This window comes from Trueperella bernardiae (genome assembly GCF_001469025.1).
GTDB lineage: Bacteria > Actinomycetota > Actinomycetes > Actinomycetales > Actinomycetaceae > Trueperella > Trueperella bernardiae.
In genome coordinates, this window is the sequence record NZ_LNIZ01000001.1 from 191,620 (window position 1) to 207,079 (window position 15,460).

Consider the following 15,460-nt stretch of genomic DNA (forward strand, 5'->3'; position numbering starts at 1 on the left):
GCACTACTCCTCGGTGACGAGCGTGAGCTTGGCTGGCCCGCGCCCGGCCGGGGTGAGCTCGACCCCGCTCACGTGCCCGTCCTGCACGAGCACCTGGGCGAATTCGGCCAGCTCCAGAGGCGTGCTGGGAGCGTTGGCCTCGCGCACAAGGTACCCGGCGAGCAACCCGCGGTAGTGCTTGGCCCAGTGTGAGACGACCGAGCGTTTTCCGTTCCTCAGCCGCACGGCCCCGACCGTCACGTGGCGCTCTGGCGCGGGCGACCACACCATGTACTCGCCCGATCGCGCGTCAACCACCAGCTCGTCCTCCGGCAGCACCGCCTGCTCGCGCAATGCCTGCCGCCACAGCGCCTGCACCGAGAAGTCGGGCAGCTTCGTGTTCATCGACAGCCGGTAGGCGGGGATGAGATCCTCGGGGCTGAGCACCCCGAACGCGCCGGAAAAGATGCGCACCATCCGTGCGCTGCGCTCCCGTTCGGCGTCGGTGAGCGTATCGAAGCCTGCCGCCGCGTACAGCACCCCGGTGTACACCTGCCACGCCGGCGCGCACGGGCGTCTGTAGAAGTCGATCTGCGCCCGAATCTCCGGCTCGAGCGAGGCGCCCACTTTGAGCACGCTGAGTGCATCCGGCGCCCCCGACACCCGTTGCAACGCGTCGATCACACGCTCGCGCACGGGGTTGAGCTGCGGCGCGGTGAGCGAGGCGAGGTCGAGGGCGGGGCCGGTGGCCGGCGTCGTCTTCCCGGCAGACGGAGGCAGGGCAATGAGCATGTTTCATGTATAACCCGCCCGGCGGTATAATCCAAAGCGCAGTTGGCCGGGCGGCCGCGTGGGCGCATGCCCCCGAGGAACGTCCGGGCTCCACGGGAAACGGTGGTGGATAACGTCCACTCGGAGTGATCCGCAGGCTAGTGCCACAGAAAGCAAACCGCCGCCCACGGGCGGTAAGGGTGAAAGGGTGAGGTAAGAGCTCACCGCGTTTCAGGTGACTGGGACGGCAGGGTAAACCCCACCGGGAGCAAGACCGAGCAGCGCGCTGTGAGATCCCGCTCGCGCGCGGGTTGGTTGCTTGAGCCCACCGGCAACGATGGGCCTAGATAGATGGCCGCCGCCTTTTGGCACAGAACCCGGCGTATAGGCCAGCTGCACGTGTGGCCCGCTCCGGCGGGCCACACTCTTAGCCGTAGCCTTCACGACGCCGTCGTTCGGCTTCCAGCCGCGAGCCTAGTCTTCGCCGAGCTCCTGCTTGGCGAAGAGCGCCGCGCCGACGATGCCGGCCGTGTTGAGCAGGTCGGCGGGGACGATCGGCGCGTTCGTGGTGATGTGGTGGAGGAACTCGGCGTGCTTCTTGGAGATGCCGCCGCCCACAATGAAAAGGTCGGGGGAGAAGAGCATCTCGTAGTGGCCAAACACCGTGTTGAGCCGCGCGCCCCACTCCTCGAAGCTCAGCCCCTCACGCTCGTAGACCGCGGAGGAGGCGAAGTGCTCGGCCTCCATGCCGTTGGGCAGGAGAAGGTGGCCGAACTCGGTGTTGGGCACCAGAGTGCCCTGGGACACGAGCGCCGAGCCAATGCCGGTGCCGAGGGTGAGCATGATGACCGTGCCCTTATTGCCCCGGGCGGCGCCAAAGTGGACCTCGGCGTAACCGGCAGCGTCGGCGTCGTTCATCACGGCCACCGGGCGCTGGATATTCTCCGCAATGAGGCGGGCCGGGAAGGTGCCCGCCCACTTCTTCGACAGGTTGGCGATGAAGGGGATCTGCCCGCGCACGATCGGCGCGGGGAAGGACAGGCCCACCGGGACCTCGCCCGGCAGGTTGAACTTTGCCACGATCTCGCCGATGATCGCGGCGATCTCGGCCGGCTCGGCGTTTTCGGGCGTGGGGATGCGCACGCGCTTATCCATGAACTGGCCGGTCTTGAGGTCAACCGGCGCGCCCTTGATGCCCGATCCGCCCACGTCGACTCCGATGGCGACCTTGCGAAACTTCTTCTTCATCTCTTTCCTCCGAAGGTAGGGGCGCCCGTCGTCGTCGGCGCCGGGGACTTAGGCGGGGATCGCCGGGGTGGTTTGCCCCATGGAGGGCAGGGTGAGGATCTCGGCGCCGGTCTCGGTCACCACGATCGTGTGCTCGAACTGGGCGCTGCGCCCGCGGTCCTTGGTGAGGACGGTCCAGTCGTCGTCCCACTGGAACCAGTCGATCTGGCCAAGGGTGAGCATGGGTTCGATGGTGAAAACCATGCCCGGCTCGATCACCTCGTTGTGGCGCGGGGCGGCGTCGTAGTGGGGGACGATGAGGCCGGAGTGGAAGGCCTCGCCCACGCCGTGCCCGGTGAAGTCCTCCACCACGCCGTAGTCGAAGCGCTTGGCGTAGGACTCAATCACGCGGCCGATCACGTTGATCTCCCGCCCGGGCTTGACGGCCTTGATGCCGCGCATCATCGAGGTGTAGGTGCGCTCGCACAGGAGGCGCGATTCTTCGTCCACCTCGCCCACGTAGAACATGGCGTTCGTATCCCCGTGCACGCCGTCCTTGTAGGCGGTGACATCGAGGTTGATGATGTCGCCCTCCTCGAGCGGGCGTGAATCGGGGATGCCGTGGCAGATGACCTCGTTGATCGAGGTGCAGATTGACTTGGGGAAGCCCATGTAGCCCAGGCAGGAGGGGTAGGCGCCCTGGGAGACCATGTAGTCGTGGGCGATGGCGTCCAGCTCGTCAGTGGTGATCCCGGGCTTGATGGCGGCGCCGGCGAGGTAGAGGGCGTCGGCGGCGATCGTGCCGGCGGCGCGGATCTTCTCGATGGTCTCGGCAGACTTGATCTCGGGGGCGGTGACCACTTCGGGGCCGTCGTGGAACATGTATTCGGGCCGCTCAATGTACTCGGGCACGTGCCGCATGGGCGACAGGGTGCCGGGCGTGAGGGTTCCTAGGGGAGCGCGATCTGCTTGCATAATATTAAGCTTAGTCCTATGTGAGGCGGGCTCAAATCCCGCCGCCGGGGGAGGGAGCACGCATGGCTTTTTGGTTTAACGTAGCAACGGGCGAGGTAGCCGAATCGGAGGCGCCGTCGTTCCCGGCTGCCGAGCGCATGGGCCCCTACGCCACGCGGCTGGAGGCGGAGAGCGCGCTCCTCCTCTCCGAGCAGCGCAACGCGGAGGCGGACGCCCCCGAGCCGGAGGATGACTATGACGCGGCTGAGCGCGAGTGGAAGGAAAACTGGTGAATCCCCAATCCGAATACGTCTTGCGCGAGGTTGACGACCACGACGTGCGCTTCATTCGCCTGTGGTTTACCGACATCACAGGCACGCTCAAATCCGTGGCGATCGCGCCCGCCGAGCTCGAGGCCGCGTTCGAGGGCGGCATCTCCTTCGACGGCTCGGCGGTCCAGGGCCTCACACGCGGGCACGAGTCCGACATGGTGATGCGCCCAGACCCGTCCACCTTCCAGCTCCTGTCCTGGGGCGAGGACGATTCGCCCTCGGCGCGCATGTTCTGCTCGATCTACACTCCCGACGGCGAACCGGCCCGTTCCGACCCACGCGCGGTGCTCGAGCGTGCCCTCGAGCGCGCCGCGAACATGGGCTTTTCGTTCTACGCCCAGCCCGAGTGCGAATTCTACCTTTTCCACCCGACGACGGACGAGCACGCCGCCCCCGTCCCCATCGACAACGGGTCCTACTTTGACCACGTCACGCGGTCGATCGCGCAGTCCTTCCGATCGCGTGCCGTCAAGACCTTGGAGGACATGGGGATCACGGTGGAGTTCTCCCACCACGAGATCGGCCCGGGCCAAAACGAGATCGACCTGCGCCGCAGTGACGCCCTCACCATGGCCGACCAGATCATGACCCTGCGCGTGGTAGTGGAACAGGTGGCGATCTCCCAGGGCGTGATGGCCTCCTTCATGCCCAAACCGCTCATCGACGCGGCCGGCTCGGCCATGCACACCCACTTCTCCCTTTTCGAGGGCAACAAGAACGCTTTCTACGACCCGCTCGCCACCTTCCACCTTTCGCCCACCGGGCGCAAATTCGTGGCCGGCCTGCTCCGCCACGCCCCACAGATCACCGCGATCACCAACCAGCACGTCAACTCCTACAAGCGGCTGTGGGCCGGGTACGAGGCACCAAACTACGTCTCCTGGGGCAACTCCCACACGTCGCTCGTGCGCATCCCGGCACTCGACCAGGGCGACCCCGAATCGGCCCGCGTCGAATACCGCGCCCTCGACTCGGCCGCGAACCCCTACCTCGCCTTCGCCGTCATCCTCAACGCGGGCCTGGCCGGCATCGAGGGCGACTACGAGCTGCCCGAGGACCTCGATGTGGACGTTTCCGAACTGACCGACCTCGAAAGGCGCGCCATGGGGCTACGCGCCCTGCCGGCGTCGTTATCGGATGCCCTGAAGGAGATGCGCGAGTCCGAGCTCGTGGCCGACACGCTCGGGGAAGACGCGTTCGCCTACTTCCTGCGCAACAAGCGCCACGAGTGGGAAGCCTACCGCCACCAGGTCACGCCGTTTGAGCGGCGTGCGTTCATGACGTCGAACTGATGTGGGAGGCGGCTAAGCTTCGCAGGGCGGGCTTCTCCCCGCCCGACCGCGCCGCGCGCCTGCTGGAAAGCCCCGCGCTCGCGGGTACGGACGCCGACTGGTTGCTCGCCCACGCCGCCGGTACCGCCGATCCCAACCAGGCCCTCCTCGGCTATCTGCGCCTCACCGAAGCCGCGCAAGAGGCCGGGCCCGAGGCTCGGCGCGCGCTGACCGACGCCTGCCAGGCGGCGCCCGCGCGCCTGTTCGCCATCCTCGGCATGTCCACCACCCTCACCGAGCACCTCATCTCCCACCCCACTAACGTCCACATCCTCTCCGACGCCAAGATCGCCGAAGCCGGGCTCTACACGACGCTCGAAGGGGAGAGGGCCTCCGCGCTCGCGGCCGTGCGCTCGTTTTCTCCCGGGCCGGGTGAACCCCCGCGCGCCGACCTGGCCGAGCTTGGGGAGGCCGGCGCGATCGAGGCGCTGCGCCTGCACTACTGGTATCGACTCACCCAGATCGCGGCGCTCGACCTCACGGCCGGCCCGGCCCCCGATCACGTGGAGGCGGTGGCCCGCGCGCTGTCGGACGTCGTGGGTGGAGCGCTCGAGGCAGCACTGGCCGTGGGCCGCGCGGTCTACGGACCCGAGGCGGACGACGTCGCCCTGGCCATTATCGCCATGGGCAAGACGGGCGGGCGCGAGGTCAACTACATCTCCGACGTCGACGTGATTTACGTGGCAGGCTCCCGTTCCGGCGACGACGAGGCCGACCTCCCGGCCGCCACCAAGCTCGCCGAATACATCTCCCACGCCGTGGCCGCCCCGGGCCGCACGCCCGCGATCTTGCAGATCGACACGGCACTGCGCCCGGAGGGCAAGGCAGGCCCGCTCGTGCGCACCCTCGATTCTCACGTGGCCTACTACGAAAAGTGGGCCGAAAACTGGGAGTTCCAGGCCCTGCTCAAGGCCCGGCCCGTGGCCGGCGACCGGGAGCTCGGGGAGCGCTACGTCGCAGCCCTCACCCCACTCGTGTGGAACGCCGCGGGCCGGGACGGCTTCGTGGAGGAGACGCGCGCGATGCGCCGCCGAGTGGAGAGCCTGGTTCCCGCGAAGGACGCCGAGCGGCAGATCAAGCTGGGGCGCGGGGGCCTGCGCGATATCGAGTTCACCGTCCAGCTCCTCCAACTCGTCCACGGCCGCACCGACCCGTCCGTCCGCCAGCGCTCCACCCTCGAGGCCCTCGCCGCCCTGCGGGACGCTGGCTACATCGGCCGCACCGCCGCCGCCACCATGGACGCCGACTACCGGCTCCTGCGTGCCCTCGAGCACCGGGTCCAGCTCCACCGGATCCGCCGCTCGCACGTGCTACCCACCGCCGACGCCGACCTGCGCCGGATCGCCCGATCCCTCCGCATCCCCGGCCTCGACACCGCCGAGGAACTGGGGGAGATGTGGGCGCGCGTGCGCAAAGAGGTGCGGGCCCTGCACCTGGAGATCTACTACCGGCCCATGCTGCCGGCCACCGCCAAGCTTTCCGCCGACAACGCTGCCCTCGAGCCCGAGGCCGCCCAGGCGCGGCTGGCCGCGATCGGCTACGGTGACCCGCGCTCGGCCTACGCCAACGCGCTCGCCCTCACCTCCGGCTTCAACCGCACGGCCGCGATCGCCCGGCACATCATGCCCGTCATGCTCGAGTGGTTCACGCAGGGCCCCGAACCCGACCGAGGGCTCGCCGCCTTCCGCGACGTGTCAGAAAAGCTGGGCTCGACCCCCTGGTACATGCGCCTCCTGCGCGACTCGAAGGTGGTGGGCGAACGCCTCGCACGGCTACTGTCCACCTCGCGCTACGTGGCCAACGAGCTCCCCTCGCAGGCCGAGGCCATCGCCTGGCTGGAGGCCGACGAGCTCGCCCCGCTCGGGCCGGCCGAGCTCACCGCCCAACTCGATTCCGTGCTTAACCGGCGCACCGACCCGCGTGAGATCGCGATCGCGGGCCGGGCGCTCCGGCGTCGTGAACTCTTGCGCACCGCGATGGCTGACACGCTGCGCCTTGGCACGGACTCGCGCCAAGCGATCACGGACGCGGGCCAGGTGGCGGTGGAGGCCTCGCTGCGTGGGGCGCGAATCGCGGCCAGCGCGCCCGACTCGCTCCAGTTCGCCGTCATCGCCATGGGCCGCTTCGGAGGCGGGGAGCTGGGCTACATCTCGGACGCCGACCTCCTGTTCGTCTTCGACCACGGCCCCGAGCTTGCCGAGCAGGAGGCGAGCGCGGCGGCGAACGAAGTGGCCCGCCACCTCATCGCCCTGCTCTCCACACCCGCGCCCGAGCCGGGCTTCCCCGCCGACGCCGATCTGCGCCCCGAGGGCAAGAATGGCCCGCTCGCCCGCTCGCTCGACTCCTACCGCGCCTACTACGATCAGTGGGTGCAGACCTGGGAGCGCCAGGCCCTGCTGCGGGCGCGGTTCGTGGCCGGCGACGGCGTCGGGGCGCGCTTCATTTCACTCATCAACCCGCTGCGCTACCCTAGCTCAGGGTTGGCGGACGCCGAGGTGCGTGACATTCGGCGAATGAAGGCGCGCGTGGAGTCCGAGCGCATCCCGCGCGGCGTGGACAAGACCCGGCACTTGAAACTCGGCCCGGGCGGGCTCGCCAACGTCGAGTGGGCCGCCCAGATCCTCCAGCTGCGCCATGCGGGCCGCATCCCGGCGCTGCGCACTACCGGCACGCTCTCCGCCCTTGACGCGGCCAGCGAAAGTGGCCTCATCAGCGCCGATGGCGCTGGTAAGCTGATCGAGGCCTGGTCGTTTGCCTCGGCGCTGAGGGACGCAAACGTGCTCGCCTCCGGGCGCACGCGTGGCGCCAAGCTGGACCTGCTCCCGCACGGGGCACGCGAACTGGCCCTCACTGCCGCTCTGCTCGGGCGCGAGGGGGAGCTGCACGCCATCGAGGAAGACTACCTGCGCGCCGCGCGTCGGGCCCGAGCTGTTGTGGAACGCATCGTCTACGAGGAGTAACTGTGGAACTCATTCTTGTCCGTCACGGCCAGACCTACATGAACGCCAAGCACACGATCGACACGGTCATACCCGGCGCTGCGCTCACCGAGGCGGGTTGGACCCAGGCCAACGACGTCGTCGCCACGCTCGCCGCCCTCGAACCAGGCGCGATTTGGGCCTCGAACCTCACGCGCACGCAACAAACCGCTACCCCGCTCGCCACCCGCTTGGGGCTCGACATCCAGGTCCACGACGGCCTGCGCGAGATCGGTGCCGGATCGTATGAGGGCGGCGACACCGAGGACGACTACGACGGCTACACGAGCACGATCTTTCGCTGGATCAACGGCGAACTCGACCTGCCCATGGGCGAGGACACGGCCGTGACCGGGCGTAGCGTCCTCGAGCGGGTCGACGACGCCGTCCGGGTCATCGAAGCCGCCGGGCACGAACGCGCAGTCGCCTTCGCCCACGGGGGAGTCATTGCCTACTGGGTGGGCGCCCGCGCGCGCAACGCCCAGCGCGACCGCAACGCCTTCGTGCCGCTGACCAACACGGGCATCGCCCGCCTCACCGGCAGCCTCGACGAGGGCTACACCCTCAACTCCTGGATGCACATGACCTTCTAGGAGCCAGGGCACTAGCTCCTAGAAGTCGTAGTAGAGCGCGAACTCGTAGGGGTGCGGGCGCTGGCGCAGCGGCTCGATCTCCTTTTCCCGCTTGTAGCGGATCCAGGTGTCGATGATGTCCTCGTCGAACACGCCGCCCTCGGTAAGGTAGTCGTGGTCCTCTTCCAAGGCGCGCAACGCGTCCTGGAGCGACTGGGGCAGCTGTTCGATTTCCGCGTGCTCCTCGGGCGGCAGCTCGTAGAGGTCCTTGTCGATCGGCGCCGGGGGCTCGATCCGGTTGCGGATACCGTCCAAGCCCGCCATGAGCTGGGCGGCGAACGCCAGGTACGGGTTCGACGAGCCGTCCGGGGTGCGGTACTCGATGCGCTTGGCCTTCGCAGACGTGCCCGTGACCGGGATGCGCGTACACGCCGAACGATTGCGCGCCGAGTAGACGAGGTTGACCGGGGCCTCGAATCCCGGTACCAGCCGGTGGAAGGAATTGATCGAGGGGTTGGTGAAGGCGAGCAGGGACGGCGCGTGGGCGAGCAGGCCGCCAATGTACCAGCGCGCCAGGTCTGACAGGCCACCATACCCGCGCTCGTCATGGAAGAGCGGCACGCCGTCCTTCCACAGCGACTGGTGGCAGTGCATGCCCGAACCCGCGTCTCCGAAGAGAGGCTTGGGCATGAAGGTCGCCGTCTTGCCCGCGGCAAAGGCGGCGTTCTTGATGACGTACTTGAACTTCATGAGGTCATCCGCGGCGGCGAGCAGCGTGTCGAACCTGTAGTTGATCTCCTGCTGGCCGGTCCCGCACTCGTGGTGCTCGCGCTCGATCCTCAAACCCACCTCCTGGCACAGGCGCGTCATCTCATCGCGCAGGTCCGCCTCCTGATCGTTGGGGGAGACGGGGAAGTAGCCGCCCTTGATCCGGGTCTTGTAGCCCAGGTTTGGCCGCTCTTCTGTGCCAGTGTTCCACCACGCGCCACGGGCGTCGAGGTGGTAGCCCGCCTTGTTGGGCGAGTCGTCGAATCGGACGTCGTCGAAAACATAGAACTCGGGTTCGGCGCCAAAATAGACCGTGTCGGCGATTCCGGAGGCGCGCAGGTAGTCCTCGGCACGGCGGGCGATCGTGCGCGGGTCGCGCGAGTAGGGCTCGCCCGTGAACGGGTCGACCACGAAGAAGTTCATCACCAGCGTCTTACGCGCGCGGAACGGATCAATGTAGGCCGTACCAAGATCCGGGATGAGCTTCATATCCGACTCGTGGATCTCGGTAAAGCCGCGGATGGAGGAGCCGTCGAACATGAGGCCATCGCGCAGGGCGTCGTCGTCAAAGGTGCCGATGGGGATGGCGAAGTGCTGCATCACTCCGGGAAGGTCGCAGAAACGGATGTCGACGAACTCGACCCCCTCCTTGGCAAGGTAATCCTTGGCCTCATCAACACTTGAAAACACGTGGTACTCCTAACGGAAAAGACGGATCCGACCGCCATTGTACGGGGTGAGGGCAAGACAAAAGGTGCGGTGCCACATCGTGGCCGCGCCCCTTTGCTTAGCGTCCGCGCATCGCTCGCCTGTCCGGGCGGGCGTTGAACGGGTCAATCCCCTTCGGGATCGGCAGTGCGTTGGTCTGGATCGCCTTCATGCGGGCCGTGACCGCCGCGACCTCCTGGTGGGAGATCTTCTTCGGCAGCTTCTTCAGGTGGCGCTCCAGCTTCGCAATCGGCACCTGGCCAGCGCCATTGCCCACCTTGATCACCTCAACGGGCACCGAGGGGGCCACGCGCTTGATTGCCTTCTTCTCATCCTGGATGAGGCGATCCACCCGGTCGGCCGGGCCCTCGGAGATGAGGACGATGCCGGGGCGGCCAATCGCACGGAACAGCATGTCCTGCGTGCGGGCGTTAAAACGCACCGGCTCCTGCTCGATCACCCAGCCTCGCTTGATCTGGCCAAGCACCGCGGCGGAGGCACCGGGCATGCCGTCAATCTGCGCGTACGACGCACGGCGCACCAGTTGCGTCAGCACCAACAGTGCGAGGACCACGCCCATGAAGATTGAGAGCGGGACCCACACCCACCAGAACCTGGTGGCAAGTCCGCCCAGCAGGCCAAGAACGACGCCGACCACGAAGCCGGCGAGCAACGCCCAGGCAGTCCACGGGTACGTCTTCTTCGCCACCCGGTACGCATCGGCGACGTAACTCCACCAGCGCTTCTTCTTGGGCTTGTTCTTCTTGGTCATCGCACTTCCTTGTTCGGTTTCATCAAGAGTTTAGTAGATTGCACGGCCGTGCTCAAAGATGCCTCAGCCAAGCGCCCGTTCGTCCTTGCGCCCCAGGGTGGCCGAGACGAGCGTAATCAAACCGGCACACACTGCTGCGGCGAGGAATCCCACGGCGACGTTGGAATCCACGAAGCGCCCCACGATCGCCGAGGCACTCGCCACGCCGAGGACGTTGGCGGAGACGATGGCGGTATTGGCCACGCCGTCGCCGCCGCGCGGGGCCCACTTGCCGGCCAGGGTAAAGATGGACACGCCGAGCGGGCCTATGAAGACTCCGGCCACGAGCAGTAGGAGGGACAGGGCGACGCCGCCGGTGGCAATCATGCAGGCCGCGGCGCCGAGCAGAAGCCCGCTTCCGGCCAGGAGGATGCGGCGGTTGTAACTCAGGCGCTCGGGCAGCGCCACCGCCATGAGGGCTGTGACCGCCGCCGAAAGGCCAAGGGCCGCGTAGATGAGGCCACCCAGGCCCGACAGGCCGCGCGTCTCGGCAAAGGCCGTCACCGTGGTCTGCATTGCGCCGAAAAACATGCCCATGAAGAACATGGCGGCAAGCGGTGTGCGGACCCGGTTCATGACCGCGAGGAAGGAGGGGCGCGGTTCGTCGTCGTCGAACACGGCCGGGCCGCGGGCGTGACGCGAGAGCGCGAACGGGAAAACGCAGGTGAGCACAAGGCCGGCGGCTACGAGCAGCGGAAGGCTGGGGGAGACAGCGGCCGCGAGGATGCCCACGGCGGCGGGGCCGAGCACGAAGATCAGCTCATCGTTGACCGTCTCCCACGACATCGCGGCGGGCAGCTGGGCCGGGCTTGCGATCGGGTACCAGCGCACGCGCGAGAGTGGGCCGATGGGGGAGGTGGTGATCCCGATGAAGGCCGACATCGCCATAAGTGCCGCGGTGGCCGGCTCGCGGGGCGCGAACCAGACGAGCAACAACAGGGCCACGATGTTAAGCGGGGCGAACACCAAGAGCGGGTTGCGCTGCCCGAAATGGTCCGTGAGGCGGCCGATGATGATGTTGCCCAACCCGTTCGCGATCGCAAGGGACGCCGAGCAGTAGGCGGCGACCTCCACCGAGCCGGTCTCGGCCACGATGAGGGTCAACACGCCGATGATGATCATGGAGGTGGGAAGGCGGCCAAAAAACGACACCACCAAGTGGGGCCCGCCCACCAGCGAGGGAAGATCGCGATAACCACCAAAAGAATTCGTACTCACCCGGCCATTGTAGACAGCGCGGTGCCGAGGTGGCCCATCACCGCCTGTGGAAAAGGCCATCATGGGTGGCGACGGTTGTGGTCTGCTTGAGGCATGAAGAACGAGCCGCGGTGGAGGATATGGCTGATCGCGTTCGCGGTCGTGGTCGGATTCGGGGTGGGGCTATCTCCGGATCCGACGGACTGGAAGGCGTACGCCCAAGCGATGGTCGACGCGCGAAACGCCGCGATCGTCGGCGAGAACTGGGAGGTGCTGTGGGCCCTGACAGTCGACGGCTCGCCCGCCAGGGCCGAAGACGAACAGCTCAAGGCCTGGATGGAAGACAACGGCGTGCGAGTGGAGGCCGTGGTGACCGAGGTGATTTCGGTGAACATGCGCGCCTCGGACGGTCCCGTCCTCGAAGTGATCTCCTACCAAAGCGGGGCACACATCGAAGGGTCGGACTCGGCCAACGAAAGCCAGCGCATCTGCCGGCGGTGGGCCATTCGGAACGCCAAGATCTACCGGGTGCGGCCGTGCCTGATGGAATCGGGCTAAAAGCTCGTGGGTTCAGGGGAAGAAAAGGGGCCCGGCTCGCGCCGGGCCCCTTGCTGAGGACTTAGAGGACCTCGGGGAAGTCACCCTCTTCGAGGCGGAACTTCACATCACGCAGGAAGCGCGAGGCGGCAGCGCCGTCGATGATGCGGTGATCGTAGGAGATGGACAGGAAGCACTTCGAGCGAATCGCGATGACCTCGTTGCCGTCCTGATCCTTGACCACGCCCGGCGCCTTGAAGATCGCGCCTGTGCCCATGATGGCCACGTTGGGCTGGTTGATGATCGGCGTGTCGAACGCGGCGCCAGCGGAGCCGGTATTCGTGATCGTGAAGGTGGAACCCGCCAGCTCGTCGGCCTTGATCTTGCCGTCGCGCGTGCGGGCGGCCAGGTCTGCGATCTGCTTGGCGATGCCGGCGATGTTGAGGTCGCCAGCTTTCTTGATCACGGGGACGAACAGGCCGCGCTCGGTGTCAACAGCGATGCCCACGTGCTCCACGTCGTGGTAGACGATCTCGTTGTCCTCCACCGAGGAGTTGATGATCGGGTGGGCCTTGAGCGCCTCCGTGGCCGCCTGCACGAAGAACGGCAGGTAGGTGAGGTTCACGCCCTCGCGCGCCTGGAAGGTGGCCTTCGCCTGGGCGCGAAGCTTGACGATCCGCGTGACATCGACCTCCATGACCGTGGTCAGCTGGGCCGAGGTGGCCAGCGAGTCGATCATGTGCTTGGCGATCGCCTTGCGCACGCCCGTCATCTTCTGGCGGGTGCCACGCAGGGTTGCGGCCTCTTTCGCCTTCTGCGCGATCTGAGTCTTGATCCCGCCCGCCGGGGCAGCCGGGGCAGCCGGAGCGGCCGGAGCTGCGGGTGCCGGAGCGGCCTGCGCGACCTTGGCGGCCTCAGCGGCGGCCTCGACATCCTGGCGGCGGATGCGACCGCCCACGCCCGTGCCGGAGACCGTGGCCAGGTCCACGCCGAGGTCCTTGGCGAGCTTGCGCACGATTGGGGTCACGTAGGCCGATTTGCCATCGGCCGGTGCCGGAGCCGCAGGGGCGGGCTTGGGCTCAGTGGGCTTAGGCTGGGCCGGAGCAGGCGCAGGTGCGGGCTCAGCCTTGGGAGCCGGAGCCGGAGCGGGCTCGGCCTTCGGCTCTTCCTTCGGGGCAGCCGGCGCCGGGGCAGCCGGGGCCTCGCCACCGATGACGGCGAGCACGGTGCCAACCGAGACCGTCTCATCTTCGGAGACCTTGATCTGCGTGAGGATGCCCGACGCCGGGGCCGGGACTTCGGTGTCGACCTTGTCGGTGGAGACCTCGACGATCGGCTCGTCTTCCTCCACCTCGTCGCCTACCTGCTTAAGCCAGGTGGTGACGGTGCCCTCGTCAACGGATTCGCCGAGCGCGGGCATCTTCACCTCAACGCCCGAGTCCGACGCCGCCGGGGCAGCAGGCTCCTCGGGAGCCGGGGCCGGAGCCTCGGGCTCTGCAGCGGGCTCCTTAGCCGGGGTCTCGGCCGGAGCAGCGGCGCCGGAGCCGTCGCCGATGTAGCCGAGCACGGTGCCAACCGAGACCGTCTCATCTTCTCCGACCTCGATCGACTCGAGGACGCCGGCTGCCGGGGCCGGAACCTCGGTGTCAACCTTGTCGGTGGAGACCTCGACGATGGGCTCGTCGGCCTCGACCGTGTCGCCAACGTTCTTCAGCCACGTCGTGACCGTTCCCTCATCGATGGATTCGCCCAGTGCGGGCATCTTAATGGGTTCAGACATGTCTTGCTCCTAGGTCAGTTGTGGGTGTGAAGCGGCTTGCCGGCGAGGGCCAGGATGGCCTCGCCCACCGACTCGTTCTGAGTGGGGTGAGCGTGGATCAGGCCGTCGAAGTCTTCCGGGTAGGATTCCCACGCGACCATCAGCATGCCTTCGCCCACCTGCTCACCCATGCGGGCGCCGATCGAATGGAAGCCCACGATCGGGCCGTCCTTTTCACGGACCAGCTTAACGAAACCGGTGGTGCCAAGCATCTGGGACTTGCCGTTACCTGCGAGGTTGAAGGTGGAGGTCTCCACGTTGTCCTTGCCGAACTTCTCCTCGGCCTTCTTCTGCGACAGGCCCACGGAGGCGATCTCAGGGTTGGAGAAGGTGACCTTCGGGATGTTGTCCTCATTAACGACGGCGGGGTTGTTGCCCGCGATCTCGTCGGCCACGAACAGGCCCTGGAGGAAGCCGCGGTGGGCGAGCTGAACGCCGGGGACGATGTCGCCAACGGCGTAGATGTTGCCAACCCCGGTGTGCAGGCGCTCGTTCGTGATGACGAAGCCGCGATCGATGGTGATGCCCTGCTCCTCGTAGCCGAGGTTGGCGGTGGAGGGGCCGCGGCCGATGGCGATCAGCAGGTATTCGGCGTCGTACTGCTTGCCGTCCTGGGTGAAGACGTGAACGCCGCTCTCGTCCTCCTCAACCCGGTCGAACATGGTCTTGGTCTTGAAAGCGATCTTGCGCTTGCGGAAGGAGCGCTCGAGCATCTTCGACACGTCCTCGTCCTCGTTCGGCACGAGATGATCGAGGCCCTCGATGATCGTCACGTCGGCGCCGTAGGAGTTCCACACCGAGGCGAACTCGCAGCCAATCACGCCACCGCCAAGCACGATGACCGACGACGGCACAACATCCATGGTCAGCGCCTTGTCGGAGGTGATGACGCGGTCGGTGATGGTCTGGCCGATCGTCTTCGAGTATGAACCCGTGGCGAGCACGATGTTCTTGCCCTTGATGCGCTCACCGTTGACCTCAACCGTGTCCTTCGCAACCAGGCGACCCCAGCCGGCGATCGTGTCAATACCCGCGGCGTTCACAAGGCCGGTCAGGCCCTTGAACATCTTCTCAACCACGCCATTCTTGTACGTGTTGAGCGCCCCCATGTCGATGCCTTCGAAGGTGCCCTTAACGCCAATGGAGGGGCCTTCGCGCATTTCGTCTGCAACCTCGGCAGCGTGTAGGAGAGCCTTGGTGGGGATACAGCCGCGATGAAGGCAGGTTCCACCAACCTTGTCGCCCTCAATGAGCGCCACCTTCATACCGAGCTGGGCGGATCGCAGAGCGCATGCGTAGCCTCCGGAACCCGCGCCAAGAATCACTACATCGTATTCCTTTTCAGTCACTTACCTCTCCCTCGAGATCGCCATGGCCCGGTGGGTCCAGACCCGTTCCCTATAATTATTCCACTTTGCGGCCGACATTTCTTCCTCGGCGGGGACAATCGCGTGACTCCAACAGGGCGCGCGGTAG

At 66.9% G+C, this 15,460-nt stretch carries 13 protein-coding genes and 1 other RNA gene; 6 read left to right on the top strand and 8 right to left on the bottom strand.

Features of this window, described 5'->3' with window-relative positions; translation table 11 throughout:
* Window positions 1-3 precede the first annotated feature (3 nt).
* Window positions 4-771, bottom strand: a complete 768-nt coding sequence (locus AQZ59_RS00875; protein WP_062612266.1) for a YaaA family protein — start codon at window positions 769-771, stop codon at window positions 4-6.
* 38 nt (window positions 772-809) lie between these two features.
* Here AQZ59_RS00875 and rnpB point away from each other — a divergent pair.
* Window positions 810-1,151: RNase P RNA component class A (gene rnpB, locus AQZ59_RS00880), an RNA gene on the top strand.
* Between the two features lie 73 nt (window positions 1,152-1,224).
* Here the strand turns inward: rnpB and ppgK are convergent.
* A complete protein-coding gene (gene ppgK / locus AQZ59_RS00885; protein WP_062612268.1) occupies window positions 1,225-1,998 on the bottom strand; it encodes a polyphosphate--glucose phosphotransferase in 774 nt (257 codons plus the stop codon).
* 48 nt (window positions 1,999-2,046) lie between these two features.
* Window positions 2,047-2,952, bottom strand: a complete 906-nt coding sequence (gene map, locus AQZ59_RS00890; RefSeq protein WP_082661061.1) for a type I methionyl aminopeptidase — start codon at window positions 2,950-2,952, stop codon at window positions 2,047-2,049.
* 62 nt (window positions 2,953-3,014) lie between these two features.
* Here map and AQZ59_RS00895 point away from each other — a divergent pair, with 62 nt between their 5' ends.
* The 4 genes from AQZ59_RS00895 to AQZ59_RS00910 are packed head-to-tail and all read left to right on the top strand — an operon-like array spanning window position 3,015 to window position 8,165.
* A complete protein-coding gene (locus AQZ59_RS00895) occupies window positions 3,015-3,224 on the top strand; it encodes a hypothetical protein (protein WP_062612271.1) in 210 nt (69 codons plus the stop codon).
* Window positions 3,221-4,555 (top strand): glutamine synthetase family protein, encoded by a 1,335-nt coding sequence (locus tag AQZ59_RS00900; RefSeq protein WP_062612273.1) that lies wholly within the window; start codon window positions 3,221-3,223, stop codon window positions 4,553-4,555. Before AQZ59_RS00895 ends, AQZ59_RS00900 begins: the two co-directional genes overlap by 4 nt.
* Window positions 4,555-7,554: a bifunctional [glutamine synthetase] adenylyltransferase/[glutamine synthetase]-adenylyl-L-tyrosine phosphorylase gene (locus AQZ59_RS00905; RefSeq protein ID WP_062612275.1), complete on the top strand. Its 3,000-nt coding sequence runs from the start codon at window positions 4,555-4,557 to the stop codon at window positions 7,552-7,554. Before AQZ59_RS00900 ends, AQZ59_RS00905 begins: the two co-directional genes overlap by 1 nt.
* Window positions 7,555-7,556: 2 nt before the next feature.
* Window positions 7,557-8,165, top strand: a complete 609-nt coding sequence (locus AQZ59_RS00910) for a histidine phosphatase family protein (RefSeq protein ID WP_062612277.1) — start codon at window positions 7,557-7,559, stop codon at window positions 8,163-8,165.
* 18 nt (window positions 8,166-8,183) lie between these two features.
* On the opposite strand, the gene glnA is transcribed toward AQZ59_RS00910, so the two are convergent.
* The 3 genes from glnA to AQZ59_RS00925 all read right to left on the bottom strand — a co-directional run bounded on the left by glnA (window position 8,184) and on the right by AQZ59_RS00925 (window position 11,649).
* Window positions 8,184-9,602: a type I glutamate--ammonia ligase gene (gene glnA, locus AQZ59_RS00915; protein WP_062612279.1), complete on the bottom strand. Its 1,419-nt coding sequence runs from the start codon at window positions 9,600-9,602 to the stop codon at window positions 8,184-8,186.
* 97 nt (window positions 9,603-9,699) lie between these two features.
* Window positions 9,700-10,392, bottom strand: a complete 693-nt coding sequence (locus tag AQZ59_RS00920) for a DUF4191 domain-containing protein (RefSeq protein ID WP_062612281.1) — start codon at window positions 10,390-10,392, stop codon at window positions 9,700-9,702.
* Window positions 10,393-10,455: 63 nt separating this feature from the next.
* Entirely contained in the window at window positions 10,456-11,649 is a 1,194-nt protein-coding gene (locus tag AQZ59_RS00925; protein WP_160326855.1) for an MFS transporter, read from the bottom strand.
* A 93-nt stretch (window positions 11,650-11,742) separates the two neighbouring features.
* On the opposite strand from AQZ59_RS00925, the gene AQZ59_RS00930 reads away from it, so the two are divergent.
* Window positions 11,743-12,186: a hypothetical protein gene (locus AQZ59_RS00930; RefSeq protein WP_062612284.1), complete on the top strand. Its 444-nt coding sequence runs from the start codon at window positions 11,743-11,745 to the stop codon at window positions 12,184-12,186.
* A gap of 61 nt (window positions 12,187-12,247) precedes the next feature.
* Here the strand turns inward: AQZ59_RS00930 and sucB are convergent, their stop codons facing one another.
* On the bottom strand, window positions 12,248-13,945 hold the full coding sequence (gene sucB, locus AQZ59_RS00935) for a 2-oxoglutarate dehydrogenase, E2 component, dihydrolipoamide succinyltransferase (RefSeq protein WP_062612285.1): 1,698 nt from the start codon (window positions 13,943-13,945) through the stop codon (window positions 12,248-12,250).
* Between the two features lie 14 nt (window positions 13,946-13,959).
* Complete coding sequence (gene lpdA / locus AQZ59_RS00940; protein WP_062612287.1) at window positions 13,960-15,333, bottom strand: dihydrolipoyl dehydrogenase; 1,374 nt, start codon at window positions 15,331-15,333, stop codon at window positions 13,960-13,962.
* Between the last annotated feature and the right edge of the window lie 127 nt (window positions 15,334-15,460).

Bases quoted from the DNA above. Each gene is read 5' to 3' on its own strand.
- AQZ59_RS00875 (WP_062612266.1), bottom strand. From the start codon at position 771: ATGCTCATTGCCCTGCCTCCGTCTGCCGGGAAGACGACGCCGGCCACC.
- ppgK (WP_062612268.1), bottom strand. From the start codon at position 1,998: ATGAAGAAGAAGTTTCGCAAGGTCGCCATCGGAGTCGACGTGGGCGGA.
- map (WP_082661061.1), bottom strand. From the start codon at position 2,952: ATGCAAGCAGATCGCGCTCCCCTAGGAACCCTCACGCCCGGCACCCTG.
- AQZ59_RS00895 (WP_062612271.1), top strand. From the start codon at position 3,015: ATGGCTTTTTGGTTTAACGTAGCAACGGGCGAGGTAGCCGAATCGGAG.
- AQZ59_RS00905 (WP_062612275.1), top strand. From the start codon at position 4,555: ATGTGGGAGGCGGCTAAGCTTCGCAGGGCGGGCTTCTCCCCGCCCGAC.
- AQZ59_RS00920 (WP_062612281.1), bottom strand. From the start codon at position 10,392: ATGACCAAGAAGAACAAGCCCAAGAAGAAGCGCTGGTGGAGTTACGTC.
- AQZ59_RS00930 (WP_062612284.1), top strand. From the start codon at position 11,743: ATGAAGAACGAGCCGCGGTGGAGGATATGGCTGATCGCGTTCGCGGTC.
- sucB (WP_062612285.1), bottom strand. From the start codon at position 13,945: ATGTCTGAACCCATTAAGATGCCCGCACTGGGCGAATCCATCGATGAG.